The sequence below is a fragment of the Streptomyces sp. XH2 genome (assembly GCF_049725035.1).
In the GTDB taxonomy this organism is placed as follows: domain Bacteria; phylum Actinomycetota; class Actinomycetes; order Streptomycetales; family Streptomycetaceae; genus Streptomyces; species Streptomyces roseoverticillatus.
On the sequence record NZ_JBMMMZ010000014.1, the window covers coordinates 132101 to 146038 of the forward strand.

Sequence of the window (13938 nt, forward strand, 5' to 3'; positions counted from 1 at the left end):
CCGCGTGCCTATCCTGGGGCGCATGCTGACCATCACGCAGGACCTGTACGACCGGATCGTCGCGCACGCCCGCGCGGACCACCCCGACGAGGCCTGCGGCGTGGTCGCCGGACCGGCCGGCAGCGACCGCCCCGAGCGGTTCGTCCCCATGCTCAACGCCGCCCGGTCGCCCACGTTCTACGAGTTCGACTCCGCGGACCTGCTGAAGCTCTACCGCGAGCTGGACGACCGCGACGAGGAGCCCGTGGTCATCTACCACTCGCACACGGCCACCGAGGCCTACCCGTCCCGCACGGACATCTCGTACGCGGGCGAGCCCGGCGCCCACTACGTGCTCGTGTCCACCGCCGACACCGACGGCGAGGGCCCCTTCCAGTTCCGCTCGTTCCGCATAGTGGACGGCCAGGTGACCGAAGAGGACGTCACCGTAGTGCCCGCCTACTGAGCTCCGGCCCTCCGGCGGGCCGCGGCTGTCCGCATGCCGGTACGAACGTCCGGCAGCCGCACATGGAATCGATACGATCTGCCCCAGGTGCCCCACCCGCACGCCGACAGGAGCCGCATCATGGCCATCGAGGTCCGCATTCCGACCATCCTCCGCACCTACACCGACGGGCAGAAGGCCGTCGAAGGCAACGGCGCCACCATCGACGAGCTCTTCAAGGACCTCGACACCCGCCACGCGGGCATCCGCGAGCGCCTCGTCGACGAGTCCGGCGAGCTGCGCCGCTTCGTCAACGTCTACCTCAACGACGAGGACGTCCGCTTCCTCGCCGGCATCGGCACCGAGCTCGGCGACGGCGACAGCGTCACCATCCTCCCGGCGGTCGCCGGCGGAATGGTCTGAGGCGCGGCGTAGAGCATGCGCTACGACAGCCACCTGGCCTCGGTCGGCAACACCCCGCTGGTGCGGCTGCCCAGGCTCTCCCCGTCCGGGTCGGTCCGGATCTGGGCCAAGCTGGAGGACCGCAACCCCACCGGCTCGGTCAAGGACCGCCCCGCCCTGCACATGATCGAGCAGGCGGAGCGGGCCGGGCGGCTGACCCCGGGCTGCACCATCCTGGAGCCCACCTCCGGCAACACCGGCATCTCGCTCGCCATGGCCGCCCGCCTCAAGGGCTACCGCATCGTGTGCGTCATGCCCGAGAACACCAGCGAGGAGCGGCGGCAGCTGCTCGCCATGTGGGGCGCGGAGATCATCTCCTCGCCCGCGGCGGGCGGCTCCAACACCGCCGTCCGCGTCGCCAAGGAGCTCGCCGCCGAGCACGCCGACTGGGTGATGCTCTACCAGTACGGCAACCCCGACAACGCCGGCGCGCACTACGCCACCACCGGCCCGGAGATCCTCGCCGACCTCCCCGAGATCACCCACTTCGTCGCCGGCCTGGGCACCACCGGCACGCTCATGGGCGTCGGCCGCTACCTGCGCGAGCACAAGCCCGGCGTGAGCATCGTCGCCGCCGAGCCGCGCTACGACGACCTCGTCTACGGCCTGCGCAACCTCGACGAGGGCTTCGTCCCCGAGCTGTACGACGCCTCCGTCCTGACCACCCGCTTCTCCGTCGGCTCACAGGACGCGGTCCGCCGCACCCGCGAGCTGCTGAGCGAGGAGGGCATCTTCGCGGGCGTCTCCACCGGCGCCGTCCTCCACGCCGCCCTGGGCGTGGCCCGCAAGGCCGAACGGGCGGGGGAGAGCGCCGACATCGCCTTCGTCGTGGCGGACGGCGGCTGGAAATACCTCTCGACGGGCATCTACACGGCCCCCACGACGGAAGCGGCCGTCGAGGCGCTGCAGGGCCAGCTCTGGGCGTAGCGCCCACCCGGTGAGGCCCGGCCGGCCCCGCGGCGCGTTCGCCGCCGCGGGGCCGGCACCCGCCCGGAACCCCCCTTGCGGCGCCCGCCCAGAAGGGTCCGTACCGGTGACTTCAGCCACAACCCCACCTCGCGGAGGAGCGGGCGTCCCCTTCGCGCCTTACGCTCGACGGACCGCATGGCCCCCCGTCACGAGTCAACGGAGGTTCAGGCCCGCATGAAGCTCACCGTCGTCGGATGCTCGGGGTCGTTCCCGTCCACGGAATCGGCCTGTTCGAGCTACCTCGTCGAGGCCGACGGCTTCCGGCTGCTCCTCGACATGGGCAACGGAGCCCTCGGCGAGCTGCAGCGCCACATCGGTCTCTACGACCTCGACGCCATCCTGCTCTCGCACCTGCACCCCGACCACTGCATCGACATGTGCGGCTACTTCGTGGCCCGCTACTACCGGCACGAGGGCGGCCGGGCCGAGGCCATCCCCGTCTACGGGCCGAGCGACACCGAGCACCGGCTGGCCACCGCGTACGGGGACGTGCCCGACGAGTCCTGCATGCGCGAGGTGTTCGACTTCCGCACCCTCGCCCCGGGCACCTTCTCCGTGGGCCCGCTCACCGTCCGCACGGACCGGGTGCGCCACCCCGTGGAGGCCTTCGCCTTCCGCGTCGAGCACGACGGCAGCGCCCTCGTCTACTCCGGCGACACCGGCCCCTGCGAGGAGCTGCACGAGCTGGCCGCCGGCGCCGACCTGCTGCTCTGCGAGGCGTCGTTCACCCACGGCAAGGAGGACATCCCGGACCTCCACCTCAACGGCCGCGAGGCCGGCGAGCACGCGGCGCGGGCCGGCGCGGGCCGGCTGGTCCTCACCCACATCCCGCCGTGGACGGACCCGCTGACCAACCTCCGCGACGCGCGCGCCGTCTACGACGGCCCGGTCGAACTCGCCCGCGCGGGCGCGGTGTACGAGGTCTGACCGTCCCGTTCTTTTGGTTTTCAGAAATGCTTACGCAAATGCCCCCGAAATCCATGGGATTTCGGGGGCATTTACCTGCGGTGTTCAGGTGAGGCGTCAGGCCTTCAATTCGGCCGACTCCTCCTCGGATTCACGGCCGGGCGTCTTCAGGTCGAACTTCACGATGGCGAAGCGGAAGACCACATAGTAGATCGCGGCGAAGCACAGGCCCACGAGGACCAGCAGCCACGGCTTCGAGGCGATGCCCAGGTTCAGCAGGAAGTCGATGACGCCGGCCGAGAAGCCGAAGCCGTCCTTCATGCCGAGCGCCCAGGTCAGGGCCATCGAGACACCGGTCAGCAGCGCGTGGATCGCGTACAGCACCGGCGCGACGAACATGAACGTGAACTCGATCGGCTCGGTCACACCGGTGACGAACGCGGTGAGCGCGAGGGAGAACATCATGCCGCCGACGACCTTGCGGTTCTCGGGGCGGGCGCAGTGCACGATCGCGAGGCAGGCGGCCGGCAGCGCGAACATCATGATCGGGAAGAAGCCGGTCATGAACTGGCCGGCGTTCGGGTCGCCGGCGAGGAAGCGGGCGATGTCGCCGTTGACGGTGCCCTTGGGGCCGTCGTACGAGCCGGCCTGGAACCACGGGAAGGAGTTCAGCAGGTGGTGCATGCCGACCGGGATCAGACCGCGGTTGGCGACGCCGAAGATGCCCGCGCCGACCGCGCCCGAGCCGACCAGCCACTCACCGAAGTTGTGCAGGCCCGTGCCGAGCACCGGCCAGATGTAGCCGAAGACGACGCCGATGAGCAGACCCGCGAAGGAGGAGAGGATCGGCACCAGGCGGCGGCCGCCGAAGAAGCCCGCCCAGTCCGGCAGCTTGGTGCGGTAGAAGCGCTGGTATATGAGGGCGACCACGAGGCCCATCACGACGCCGCCGAGGACCTTGGCGTCGACGGCCTGCTCCACCATGGCGACCTTGTGGTCGACCACGGCCTCCTTCTTCGGGAGGCTGCCGTCGGTGAAGGTGCCGAGCACCTTGGAGAAGACGAGGTAGCCGGCCACGGCGGCCAGGGCCGTGGAGCCGTCCGACTTCTTGGCGAAGCCGATCGCGACACCCACGGCGAACAGCAGCGCCATGTTGTCGAGGATCGCGCCGCCGCCGGCGGACATAAACTCGGCGATCTTGTTGAGGAAGGCCGGCAGGGATTCCTTGCCCAGCATGTCGCCCTGGCCGAGGCGGACCATCAGCGCCGCGGCGGGGAGCACGGCGACGGGCAGCATCAGGCTGCGGCCGATGCGCTGGGCGACCGCCATGGCGCCGGCGCCGAACTTCTTCTTCGGAGCCTCGGCCGCGTCCTTCTTCTTCGCGGGCTTCTTGTCCGCGGCCTTGTCCGTAGCCTTGTCCGCGGACTTCTCCGCAGGCTTCTCCGCGGGCTTCTTCTCCGGCGAAGCGGCGTCGTCAGGCGCCGCCTTTGCCGCCTTGGCGCTCTTACTCATCGGATTCCTCCAGGTGAGGCGGGCGCTCGGGGGAAGGGGGTGGGCCCGCTTTTGGTCTACACCACTGAGTGGTTTAGACCATGTTGTAGCACGTGAGTCCGGGATAAAGGAATCCGTGCTTCCCGGTGGCTTCCGACACAGCGGAAAGCCCCCGCCGGTGCCCGGCGGGGGCTCGTGACAGGGAGCGATTACCCCTTCACGTTGCCGCTAGTCCTTCACGTTGCCGCGCTCGATCTCCTCCGCGAGCTCTTCCGGTTCACGCCCCGGAGTCGGCAGGTCGAACTTCGTAATCGCGAACCGGAAAATCGCGTAGTAGACGACCGCGAAGCACAGCCCGATCGGAATGATCAGCCACGGCCTGGTCGCCAGCCCCCAGTTGATCACGTAGTCGATCAGGCCGGCCGAGAAGCTGAAGCCGTCGTGCACCCCCAGGCCCCAGCTCACCGCCATCGACACGCCCGTGAGCAGCGCGTGCACCACGTACAGCGCCGGCGCGATGAAGAGGAACGAGTACTCGATGGGCTCGGTGATCCCCGTGACGAAGGAGGTCAGGCCCACCGAGAGCATCATCCCCGCGACCGCCTTGCGCCGGTGCGGCTTCGCGCAGTGCGCGATGGCCAGCGCCGCGGCGGGCAGCGCGAACATCATGATGGGGAAGAAGCCCGTCGTGAACTGGCCCGCGTGCGGGTCACCGGCCAGGAAGCGGTTGATGTCGCCGTGCACCACCGTGCCGTCCGGCTTGGTGTAGTCGCCGAACTGGAACCACATGAAGGTGTTGAGGAACTGGTGGAGCCCCACCACCAGCAGCGCCCGGTTCGCCACGCCGAAGACGCCCGACCCTCCCGACCCCAGGTCCGAGAGCCACTTGCTGAAGCTCGTCAGCGCGTCGCCGACCGGCGGCCAGACGAACAGGCAGATCACCGCGAAGCCCAGCGCGACGAACGACATCAGGATCGGCACGAGCCGGCGCCCGTTGAAGAAGCCCAGCCAGTCCACCAGCCGCACCCGGTGGAAGCGCACCCAGAACCACGCGCTCAGCAGGCCGATCACGATGCCGCCGAAGACCCCGGGGTTCTGGAAGCTCGCCGGGGACAGCTGCCCGCCCATGGAGACGCACACCCCGCTCCACAGCCCCGCCCCGGTGAACGTCGTCTCGGGCGGGCAGTCCTGCGGGAACTGGTGCAGCACGGAGAAGTAGACGAGGAAGGCCACCACGGCCGCCAGCGCCGTCGAGCCGTCCGCCTTCTTGGCCATCCCGATGGCCACGCCCACGCAGAACAGCATCGGCAGGCCGAGCCCCGAGTCCAGCAGGGCGCCGCCCGCGCCCGCGAAGACCTTCGCCACGTCCGTCCAGCCCAGCCCGTCCTTGCCGAAGACGTCCGGCTGGCCGAGCCGGTTCAGGATGCCCGCGGCCGGAAGCACCGCGATGGGGAGCTGGAGGCTGCGGCCCATCTTCTGCAGGTTCGAGAAGAGGGTCTGCCAGCGCTCCCGCCACCGGCTCTGACGCGGCGCGGCCGCGGCGTCCGTGCTCATCTGCGTCCTCCCGGCCGCCGCCCCGGCGACGGTCCACTCGGTGCTTGCCGCATACTGGTGTAGACCACTTATGCGCGCGCTTGTGGGTGTCGCCATCATTTGCCAGACGGCGGACATATGCCCACATAGTTGGGCTGAACGTGGTTTACCGTGGGGAAGCCGCTCGGTGGTACCGCCGAAGGGCCGAAGACAACCAGGAGTGCACATGGCCAGCAAGGCTGAGAAGATCGTCGCCGGCCTCGGCGGCATCGACAACATCGAGGAGATCGAGGGCTGCATCACCCGGCTCCGCACCGAGGTGAACGACCCCGAGCTCGTCGACGAGGCCGCCCTCAAGGCCGCCGGCGCCCACGGCGTCGTCAAGATGGGCACCGCCATCCAGGTCGTCATCGGCACCGACGCCGACCCGATCGCCGCGGAGATCGAAGACATGATGTGAGCCGTGAGCCGCTGAGGCTCACGGCCGGGGCCCCGCCCGGAACGCGTGCATACGTGACATACGCACCGCGATCCGGAACGGGGCCCTTCGCCTTACCCCGATGCCAGTAGGCTCATCACCATGTCTCGCATCGACGGCCGCACGCCCGACCAGCTCCGCCCCGTGACCATCCAGCGCGGCTGGAGCAAGCACGCCGAGGGCTCCGTCCTCATCTCCTTCGGCGACACCAAGGTCTTCTGCACCGCCAGCGTCACCGAGGGCGTCCCGCGCTGGCGCAAGGGCAGCGGCGAGGGCTGGGTCACCGCCGAGTACTCGATGCTGCCCCGCTCCACCAACACCCGCGGCGACCGCGAGTCCGTCCGCGGCAAGATCGGCGGCCGCACCCACGAGATCTCCCGCCTCATCGGCCGCTCCCTGCGCGCCGTGATCGACTTCAAGGCCCTCGGCGAGAACACCATCGTCCTCGACTGCGACGTCCTCCAGGCCGACGGCGGCACCCGCACCGCCGCCATCACCGGCGCCTACGTCGCCCTCGCCGACGCCATCACCTGGGCCCAGGGCAAGAAGCTGATCAAGCACGGCCGTCAGCCGCTCACCGGCACCGTCTCCGCCGTCAGCGTCGGCATCGTCGACGGCGTCCCGCTCCTCGACCTCTGCTACGAGGAGGACGTCCGCGCCGAGACCGACATGAACGTCGTCTGCACCGGCGACGGCCGCTTCGTCGAGGTCCAGGGCACCGCCGAGGCCGAGCCCTTCGCCCGCGACGAGCTCAACGCCCTCCTCGACCTCGCCGTCACCGGCTGCACCGCGCTCGACGCGGCACAGCGCGAGGCGCTCGCGGCGACGCTGTAAAGCAACCGTCGGAGGGATCACAAGCGTTCCTACGGGCGTACGGACGGGATCACCCCGCCCGTACGCCCGCAGCCGCTTCAAGGGGAGGGAATCCACATGTCCGTCATATCCGCCCGCAGGACGTCTCTCGCGCTCGCCGCCGCCGCGCTCGCCGTACCGCTCGCGGCCGGCTGCTCCACCGCCCAGAAGGCCGTGGACTGCGCCCGCCTCGGCATCGAGATATCGAACGACGTCGACGACCTCCAGCGCAGCGTCACCGACACCGCGACCGACACCGGCAACGCGGGCAGGATCCTCGACAACCTCGAGAAGGACACCAAGAAGCTCAAGGACAAGAGCAGCAACGTCGACGTCGGCAAGGCCCTCGACCACCTGGAGAAGGCCATCGGGAACGTCCGCGACGCCCTGCGGAACGACAAGACCCCGGACCTGACGCCGGTGACGGACGCGGCCGGAGAGCTCTCGAAGGTGTGCACGTCGAAATAGGCCGGAGCGGGCCGGGATAATCGCCCCATGAAGCGCCTGATCCTCGCCACCCGCAACGCCAACAAGGTCACCGAGCTCCGCGCCATCCTGGAGGCGGCCGGCCTCGACGTCGAGCTGGTCGGCGCCGACGCCTACCCCGAGGTCCCGGACGTCAAGGAGACCGGCGTCACCTTCGCCGAGAACGCCCTCCTCAAGGCCCACGCCCTCGCCCGCGCCACCGGCCACCCGGCCGTCGCCGACGACTCCGGCCTGTGCGTCGACGTCCTCGGCGGCGCCCCGGGCATCTTCTCCGCCCGCTGGGCCGGCGCCCACGGCAACGACAAGGCCAACCTGGACCTCCTCCTGGCCCAGCTCGGCGACATCGCCGACGAGCACCGCGGCGCCCACTTCGCCTGCGCCGCGGCCCTGGCCCTCCCGGACGGCACGGAGCGCGTCGTCGAGGGCCGCCTGGAGGGCACCCTGCGCCACGAGCCCGCGGGCGGCGGCGGCTTCGGCTACGACCCGGTCCTGCAGCCGCTGGGCGAGACCCGCACGTGCGCGGAACTGACGGCGGACGAGAAGAACGCCATCAGCCACCGGGGGAAGGCGTTCCGGGCGCTGGTGCCGGTGGTCAGGGAGCTGCTGGGATAAGGAAATGACCTGCACATCGAACCTTCGATGTGCAGGTCACTGGTGTGCGGCGGAAGGGATTCGAACCCTCAAGCCCGATCAAGGGCCACAGATCCTAAGTCTGCTGCGTCGCCGTTGCGCCACCGCCGCTAGCCGCCAGCCATGCTATCGGCTGGCGGCTGCACCTGGCACTCGGGCCGTCACTTCCGGGCTGACGATCCTCTCCTGCGGCACCAGGTGTCCGTCAGTGCATGGCAATTGGGGCACAGGTAGCGAAGGTTCTCCAGGCGGTTGTCGAGCCAGTCGCCGTTGATGTGGTCGATCTGGAGTGTGATCGGTCTTCCGAGCCACTCGCCTTCGTTGCCGCAGGAGACGCAGCGGTACGCGACGCCGATCTCGACCAGCGCGCGGTGAAGTCGCTGACGATTCTCTCGCGGTGATCCTTGCGGACGTACGCGCAGCACCTCGTCGGCGATGCGTTTCCGCCCAACGACGCGGACCGCTCCCCACGTCCGTCTAGTGAAGTGGGAAGTGTCCAGTCCGATTTGCGCTGCCCGCCGCCGGATCCTGCGATGGTTCGTATCGTTCACTGGCAGTCCGAGAGCGCGCATCACGTCGGCGAAGCTGCTTGCCTCGGCAACCGCGTCTCGCATGCGATCGTCCGGCAGCGCAAGTCGGCTGTTACGGAAGTGGCTGGTGTCGACATCCAGTTTGCTGAGTATCCGCCTGAGCGCTGCGCGAGAGCCTCCGTCGTCCGGGATGCCGAGGCTCCGGGCCATGTCGCGGATGCTCCTTGCCGAGGCGGCGGCGGTCCTGAGCTCGTGGGCCGGGAACGGCAGATCGAGTTGAGGACGATTCAAGTCCGGAAAGTGGCTCACGTCGATACCTGCGGCGTCGATCCGGCGCCGGATATGCGAGAGCGTTCCCGTGGCTGGTGGTGCCCCCAGCTTCTGTACGACCTCACGCAGCGTTGTGGACGTGGCGACGGCGGCGGCTATGGCTTCATCGGGGTACTTGCGCCAAGGGCTTTTCTGCTTGAAGTGGCTGGTGTCGATGCCGTGAGCGGCGGCCTTCTCCTGGAGTACCCGGCGTCTGCCGCCACTGGCTTTGACACCCAGCCTGCGCATCAGGTCCGCCCAGCTTGCCGACTGCGCGACTGCAAGGGTCAGCGATTCACGGCAGTAGGGGTCAGGCATGGATCCGCCCCTCAGCTGTGCGCCCTCGCCGCTGCGTTTCTGCCGCAGGCGTCGCGTTGCGCCTGAGTACGGTTTCGTCGTACGACGCCGAAGCGCGTGCTGCTTCGACGAGCAGCTTGTAGGTGTACTTGACCGGCATGCTTTCCCCTCCCTGGTGGAGGGGCCCGGGGTGCAGCCACGCCCGGAACCCCTCACTCACCGGTAATGGCTGCAGAGTCCTGGGTGCGGCCGCACGCGTTGCGCGACCTCGAACCTGTTAACGAGCGAGGGCTTGGGCGGTTACGCCGTTCGGGGGTGCGAACCATCAGAACTTCGGGTCGGGTGACTGGGACGTCACGATCTCCTCCGCTTCCTCCCGCGTCGCGACCGCCGGCGGTGACCCCTCCAGCGGCCGGCGGGCCGTCTCGCGCATGAAGGCGACGGCGACCATGCCGACGAGGGCCGCGCCCGCCGTGTAGACCGCGGGCGTCATGTCGCTGCCCGTGGCGTGGATCAGGGCCGTGATCACCAGCGGGGTCGTGCCGCCGAAGAGGGAGGTGGAGAGGTTGTAGCCGATGGCGAGGGAGCCGTAGCGGACCGGGGTGGGGAAGAGGGCGGGGAGGGCGGCGGACATGGTGCCCAGGAGGCACACCAGGGGGAGGCCCAGCATCAGCATGCCGCCGAGGACCGCGGCCAGGCCGCCCTGTTTCAGCAGCAGGAAGGCAGGGGCCGAGAGGACCACGAAGCCGCCCATGCCGGCCATCAGCAGCGGCTTGCGGCCGACGCGGTCGCTCAGGCGCCCCACGCACGTGATGACCGTCATCAGCAGGGCCATCGTCGCGATGAGGATCAGCAGGCCGTGCGTGTCGTCGTAGCCGAGCTGGTCGGTCAGGTACGTCGGCATGTACGACAGCAGCATGTAGTCCGTGATGCCGTACGCCCCGGCCAGGACCACGCACAGCAGCAGCCGCGCCCACTGGGTGGTGAAGATCTGCTTCAGCTCGGTGCCGCCGCCTCCCGGCTCCTCCTCCGCCAGCTTCTGGAACGCCGGGGTGTCCTCCAGCCGCAGCCGCAGGTACAGGCCCACGAGCCCGAGCGGCCCGGCGACGAGGAAGGGGATCCGCCAGCCCCAGTCCGTCATCGCCGCGCCGCCGAGCGCCGACGTCATGGCCGTGACGAGGCCCGCCGCGCCGATGTAGCCCGCGAGGGTGCCGCATTCGAGGAAGCTGCCGAAGTAGCCGCGGCGCTTGTCGGGCGCGTACTCGGCGATGAACGTCGCCGCGCCCCCGTACTCGCCGCCCGTCGAGAAGCCCTGCAGCATCCGGAAGCAGATCAGCAGCACCGGCGACCAGAAGCCGATCGCCGCGTACGAGGGGATCAGGCCGATGGCGAAGGTGCCGGAGGCCATCAGCACCATCGTCAGGGCCAGGACGCGCTTGCGCCCCACCCGGTCGCCGAGCGGCCCGAAGAACATCCCGCCCAGCGGCCGGACGAGGAACGCCACGGCGAACGTCGCGAGGGACGACAGCAGGCGCACCGTGTCGTCGCCCGACGGGAAGAAGACGTCCCCGAGGGTGACGGCGAGGTAGCTGTAGATGCCGAAGTCGAACCACTCCATGGCGTTGCCGAGGGCGGCCGCCTTGACGGCCCGTCTCACGGTCCGTTCGTCCGTGACGGTGATGTCCGTGCGCCGCAGCCGGGGGTTGCGGCGGCGGGCGACGGCCCGGAAGAGGGCCGGGTGGCGTCTGACCGCGGCGGGGTCGTGGCCGTTGCCATGTCCGTTCGTATGCCCGTTGCCGTTCCCGTTTCCGGTCTCGGCTTCCGTGCTGCTGCCGTTGGGCACGGCTCGGCCCCCTCACGCTTCGGCGGTGACGTACGTACGCGCCTGCGTCTGCGCGCTGCGCCGCCGCTCAAACCGGTGCACCCCCGGAGAGGGACATAGGTCACGCCCGGCGGGCGGCCCGCCGGGCAGGGGGCGGCGGAAGCTGATATAGGCATGAAGGGAACGCGCGGCCCGATTTCACCGTCCCTCACAGCGGGGACGCACAGCCGGACCCCGGAAGACCCGCAAGACACCAGAGAGAGAGGCCGATGGCCGACCGTGTGGCGCTCCGCCGGCCCGGCATGCGCACCGCCCTGGCGATCTTCGCGGTGGTGACGGTGCCGGCCATCGGCGGTCTGTGGGTGAGCGCGGCCGGGGACCGGTCGGACGCGGTGGCGGACGCGCCCAAGACGGCGGCGGCGCAGAAGTCGCACCCGCCGCGCGGTCCGGAGGCGGCGACGGCCGAGGACACGCCGGCGCCGCAGGAGCTGCCGGGCGTGCGCGAGTGCGGGGTCGGCAAGCCGGTCGTCGAGCCGAAGATCATCACGCTGAACTGCTCCAACGCGGGCGTCGTGGCGAGCGACATCAAGTGGGACTCGTTCGGCGCCGACGGCGCGGCCGGCTCCGGCGTCGTGCTGGTCTCGGGCGCGACCGGCAACGGCTCGCCGGCCTCCTTCCCCGCGCGGCTGCGGCTCTACGACGTCACGAAGGTCGACGGCATGATGGCCTTCACGGGAATCGAGGTCAGCTACACGGGCGCCACCCCCCATGCGAAGGCGAAAGAGGTGTACACGATCGCGTGATGGGTATCCGTGGCCGGATCGCCCTCGCGATCTCCTTCGTCACCGCGCTCGCCGTCGTGGTGCTGGGACTGGCCGTGCACCACATCTCCGCGGCGGAGCGCGACCGGCAGGCCCAGGCCTACCAGGACGACCTGCTGAGTTCGGCCCTGCAGATCTACCAGCGCGACAGCACGCTCGCCCTCGGCGCCCAACTGGACGACGCCGCACTGCCGTTCCCGCTGGCCAAGGCCGTGGCGCGGGGCCGCTCGGGCACGTACATCAGCGGCGGTGAGGACCCGCGGGTGTGGGCGGCCACGGCCGTCGGCGGCGACAAGGTGCTGTCGGTGTCGGCGCCGTACCCGGACCGCGATCCCCTGATGACGGCGCTGGACAAGGCGCTGCTGGTGGCGGGCGCGGCGACGGTGGCGCTGATGGCGGTGGTCGCGTGGTTCGTGGCGCAGAGCCTGTCGCGGCGGCTGCGGCACAGTGCGGCCGCGGCCCGGCGGATCGCGGCGGGCGAGCCGCCGGACGCGGAGGCGCTGGCGGCTGGCGGCCGGGACGAGGTCGCGGAGCTGGGCCGCTCGGTGCACCACATGGCGACGTCGCTGGCGGCGCGCGTGGAGGCGGAGCGCGAGTTCACGGCCGACGTGGCGCACGAGCTGCGCACCCCGGTGGCCGGGCTCGTGGCCTCGGCGGAGCTGCTGCCGCACCCGCGCGCCGTGGAGATGGTGCGCGAGCGCGCGCAGACGATGCGGGTGCTGGTGGAGGACCTGCTGGAGGTGTCCCGGCTGGACGCCGGCCGGGAGCGTGCCCAGCTGGACGCGGTGGAGCTGCCGTCGCTGGTGCGGGGGATCGTCAAGCGGGCGCGGGGGCAGCGCGGCGTGGACGACGTGGCGGTCGAGGTGGTCGGCGAGGGCCGGATCGTGGCGACGGACGCCCGCCGGGTGGAGCGCATCCTCGTGAACATCCTGGCCAACGCGGCCAAGCACGGGAAGCCGCCGATCGAGGTCACGGTGGAGGGCACGCGGATCGTCGTGCGCGATCACGGTGACGGCTATCCGCCGGACCTGGTGGACCAGGGCCCGCGCCGCTTCCGCACCGCGGCGCCGGAGCGGGGCACGGGGCACGGCCTGGGGCTGACGATCGCCGTCGGCCAGGCGGTGGTGCTGGGGGCGCGGCTGGAGTTCGGCACGGCGGAGGGCGGCGGGGCGCGGGCGGTTCTCGATCTGCCGGAGGCGGAGGCGCAGTCTCCGGCGGAGGGCGAGTAGCGGCGTGCGCCCCTGACGCCGGAGGGCTCTGGTCTTCAGAGCCGTCCGGCGATCGAGGACCGGGGTCCGGGGCGGAGCCCCGAGTCGGTGGCCTGCAGGCTCCTGCAGGCTCCTACAGACCGAGGTCCTTGATGATCTTGGCGACGTGCCCCGTGGCCTTCACGTTGTACAGCGCCCGCTCGACCTTGCCGTCCTCGTCGACGATCACCGTCGACCGGATCACCCCGGTCACGACCTTCCCGTACAGCTTCTTCTCGCCGAACGCCCCGTACGCCTCCAGCACCTTCTTCTCGGGGTCGCCGACGAGCGTGACCTTGAGGTCCTCCTTCTCGCGGAACTTCGCGAGCTTCTCCGGCTTGTCGGGGGAGACGCCGATCACGTCGTAGCCGTGGCCGGCGAGGAAGTCGAGGTTGTCGGTGAAGTCGCAGGCCTGCTTGGTGCAGCCGGGGGTGAGCGCGGCGGGGTAGAAGTAGACGATCACCTTGCGGCCCTTGCGGTCCGCGAGCGAGACCGGGTTGCCGTCGGCGTCGGGAAGGGTGAAGGCGGGGGCGGTGTCGCCGGGCTGCAGTCGCTCGCTCATGGCTCTCCTCGGGTCGTGGGCCTGCGTCCCGAGCGTAGCCACCGGCCCGATCGGGGGTGCCGCGGGGCACGGGGTCCGGTGAGCTGACAGACTGTCGTCATCACTCATCATCACTCTTA

Annotated in this window: 16 protein-coding genes and 1 tRNA gene; 10 read left to right on the forward strand and 7 right to left on the reverse strand. The window is 70.3% G+C overall.

Annotated elements, in window-relative coordinates:
- The first annotated feature begins 22 nt into the window (after window positions 1–22).
- The 4 genes from ACOTKD_RS27705 (at window position 23) to ACOTKD_RS27720 (ending at window position 2782) form a co-directional block, all read left to right on the forward strand.
- Complete coding sequence (locus ACOTKD_RS27705) at window positions 23–445, forward strand: Mov34/MPN/PAD-1 family protein (protein WP_424891705.1); 423 nt, start codon at window positions 23–25, stop codon at window positions 443–445.
- Window positions 446–565: 120 nt separating this feature from the next.
- Window positions 566–847 carry a MoaD/ThiS family protein gene (locus tag ACOTKD_RS27710; RefSeq protein WP_424891706.1) on the forward strand — a complete coding sequence of 94 codons (282 nt, stop codon included), beginning with the start codon at window positions 566–568 and terminating at the stop codon, window positions 845–847.
- 15 nt (window positions 848–862) lie between these two features.
- Window positions 863–1813, forward strand: coding sequence for a PLP-dependent cysteine synthase family protein (locus ACOTKD_RS27715; protein WP_424891707.1), 951 nt, complete (start codon window positions 863–865; stop codon window positions 1811–1813).
- Window positions 1814–2029: 216 nt separating this feature from the next.
- Window positions 2030–2782, forward strand: coding sequence for an MBL fold metallo-hydrolase (locus tag ACOTKD_RS27720; RefSeq protein WP_424891708.1), 753 nt, complete (start codon window positions 2030–2032; stop codon window positions 2780–2782).
- A gap of 96 nt (window positions 2783–2878) precedes the next feature.
- Here the strand turns inward: ACOTKD_RS27720 and ACOTKD_RS27725 are convergent, their stop codons facing one another.
- Together ACOTKD_RS27725 and ACOTKD_RS27730 are read right to left on the reverse strand one after the other, a co-directional pair.
- Entirely contained in the window at window positions 2879–4090 is a 1212-nt protein-coding gene (locus ACOTKD_RS27725; RefSeq protein WP_424891912.1) for a PTS transporter subunit EIIC, read from the reverse strand.
- A 390-nt stretch (window positions 4091–4480) separates the two neighbouring features.
- Window positions 4481–5806 carry a PTS transporter subunit EIIC gene (locus tag ACOTKD_RS27730; RefSeq protein WP_424891709.1) on the reverse strand — a complete coding sequence of 442 codons (1326 nt, stop codon included), beginning with the start codon at window positions 5804–5806 and terminating at the stop codon, window positions 4481–4483.
- A 205-nt stretch (window positions 5807–6011) separates the two neighbouring features.
- Here ACOTKD_RS27730 and ACOTKD_RS27735 point away from each other — a divergent pair, with 205 nt between their 5' ends.
- The 4 genes from ACOTKD_RS27735 to rdgB all read left to right on the forward strand — a co-directional run bounded on the left by ACOTKD_RS27735 (window position 6012) and on the right by rdgB (window position 8213).
- Window positions 6012–6245 (forward strand): glucose PTS transporter subunit EIIB, encoded by a 234-nt coding sequence (locus ACOTKD_RS27735; RefSeq protein ID WP_106679865.1) that lies wholly within the window; start codon window positions 6012–6014, stop codon window positions 6243–6245.
- Between the two features lie 120 nt (window positions 6246–6365).
- A complete protein-coding gene (gene rph, locus ACOTKD_RS27740; RefSeq protein ID WP_030369452.1) occupies window positions 6366–7097 on the forward strand; it encodes a ribonuclease PH in 732 nt (243 codons plus the stop codon).
- Window positions 7098–7193: 96 nt separating this feature from the next.
- Window positions 7194–7583: a hypothetical protein gene (locus tag ACOTKD_RS27745; protein ID WP_424891710.1), complete on the forward strand. Its 390-nt coding sequence runs from the start codon at window positions 7194–7196 to the stop codon at window positions 7581–7583.
- A 27-nt stretch (window positions 7584–7610) separates the two neighbouring features.
- Window positions 7611–8213: an RdgB/HAM1 family non-canonical purine NTP pyrophosphatase gene (rdgB, locus tag ACOTKD_RS27750; RefSeq protein ID WP_424891711.1), complete on the forward strand. Its 603-nt coding sequence runs from the start codon at window positions 7611–7613 to the stop codon at window positions 8211–8213.
- 45 nt (window positions 8214–8258) lie between these two features.
- Here the strand turns inward: rdgB and ACOTKD_RS27755 are convergent.
- The 4 genes from ACOTKD_RS27755 to ACOTKD_RS27770 form a co-directional block, all read right to left on the reverse strand.
- Window positions 8259–8342: transfer RNA gene (locus tag ACOTKD_RS27755), tRNA-Leu, on the reverse strand.
- Between the two features lie 50 nt (window positions 8343–8392).
- Entirely contained in the window at window positions 8393–9388 is a 996-nt protein-coding gene (locus ACOTKD_RS27760) for an HNH endonuclease signature motif containing protein (RefSeq protein WP_424891712.1), read from the reverse strand.
- Window positions 9381–9527, reverse strand: coding sequence for a hypothetical protein (locus ACOTKD_RS27765; protein WP_424891713.1), 147 nt, complete (start codon window positions 9525–9527; stop codon window positions 9381–9383). Before ACOTKD_RS27765 ends, ACOTKD_RS27760 begins: the two co-directional genes overlap by 8 nt.
- A 165-nt stretch (window positions 9528–9692) precedes the next feature.
- Window positions 9693–11210 carry an MFS transporter gene (locus tag ACOTKD_RS27770; RefSeq protein WP_424891714.1) on the reverse strand — a complete coding sequence of 506 codons (1518 nt, stop codon included), beginning with the start codon at window positions 11208–11210 and terminating at the stop codon, window positions 9693–9695.
- A gap of 248 nt (window positions 11211–11458) precedes the next feature.
- On the opposite strand from ACOTKD_RS27770, the gene ACOTKD_RS27775 reads away from it, so the two are divergent.
- On the forward strand, window positions 11459–11992 hold the full coding sequence (locus ACOTKD_RS27775) for a hypothetical protein (protein WP_424891715.1): 534 nt from the start codon (window positions 11459–11461) through the stop codon (window positions 11990–11992).
- Entirely contained in the window at window positions 11992–13239 is a 1248-nt protein-coding gene (locus ACOTKD_RS27780) for a sensor histidine kinase (protein ID WP_424891716.1), read from the forward strand. Before ACOTKD_RS27775 ends, ACOTKD_RS27780 begins: the two co-directional genes overlap by 1 nt.
- A 112-nt stretch (window positions 13240–13351) precedes the next feature.
- Here the strand turns inward: ACOTKD_RS27780 and bcp are convergent, their stop codons facing one another.
- Entirely contained in the window at window positions 13352–13819 is a 468-nt protein-coding gene (gene bcp, locus ACOTKD_RS27785; RefSeq protein WP_424891717.1) for a thioredoxin-dependent thiol peroxidase, read from the reverse strand.
- Between the last annotated feature and the right edge of the window lie 119 nt (window positions 13820–13938).

Coding starts and splice junctions, on each gene's coding strand:
- ACOTKD_RS27765 (WP_424891713.1), bottom strand. CDS start 9,527: ATGCCGGTCAAGTACACCTACAAGCTGCTCGTCGAAGCAGCACGCGCT.
- ACOTKD_RS27735 (WP_106679865.1), top strand. CDS start 6,012: ATGGCCAGCAAGGCTGAGAAGATCGTCGCCGGCCTCGGCGGCATCGAC.
- bcp (WP_424891717.1), bottom strand. CDS start 13,819: ATGAGCGAGCGACTGCAGCCCGGCGACACCGCCCCCGCCTTCACCCTT.
- ACOTKD_RS27725 (WP_424891912.1), bottom strand. CDS start 4,090: ATGGCGGTCGCCCAGCGCATCGGCCGCAGCCTGATGCTGCCCGTCGCC.
- rph (WP_030369452.1), top strand. CDS start 6,366: ATGTCTCGCATCGACGGCCGCACGCCCGACCAGCTCCGCCCCGTGACC.
- ACOTKD_RS27715 (WP_424891707.1), top strand. CDS start 863: ATGCGCTACGACAGCCACCTGGCCTCGGTCGGCAACACCCCGCTGGTG.
- ACOTKD_RS27705 (WP_424891705.1), top strand. CDS start 23: ATGCTGACCATCACGCAGGACCTGTACGACCGGATCGTCGCGCACGCC.
- rdgB (WP_424891711.1), top strand. CDS start 7,611: ATGAAGCGCCTGATCCTCGCCACCCGCAACGCCAACAAGGTCACCGAG.
- ACOTKD_RS27775 (WP_424891715.1), top strand. CDS start 11,459: ATGGCCGACCGTGTGGCGCTCCGCCGGCCCGGCATGCGCACCGCCCTG.
- ACOTKD_RS27760 (WP_424891712.1), bottom strand. CDS start 9,388: ATGCCTGACCCCTACTGCCGTGAATCGCTGACCCTTGCAGTCGCGCAG.
- ACOTKD_RS27720 (WP_424891708.1), top strand. CDS start 2,030: ATGAAGCTCACCGTCGTCGGATGCTCGGGGTCGTTCCCGTCCACGGAA.
- ACOTKD_RS27780 (WP_424891716.1), top strand. CDS start 11,992: ATGGGTATCCGTGGCCGGATCGCCCTCGCGATCTCCTTCGTCACCGCG.
- ACOTKD_RS27730 (WP_424891709.1), bottom strand. CDS start 5,806: ATGAGCACGGACGCCGCGGCCGCGCCGCGTCAGAGCCGGTGGCGGGAG.
- ACOTKD_RS27745 (WP_424891710.1), top strand. CDS start 7,194: ATGTCCGTCATATCCGCCCGCAGGACGTCTCTCGCGCTCGCCGCCGCC.
- ACOTKD_RS27710 (WP_424891706.1), top strand. CDS start 566: ATGGCCATCGAGGTCCGCATTCCGACCATCCTCCGCACCTACACCGAC.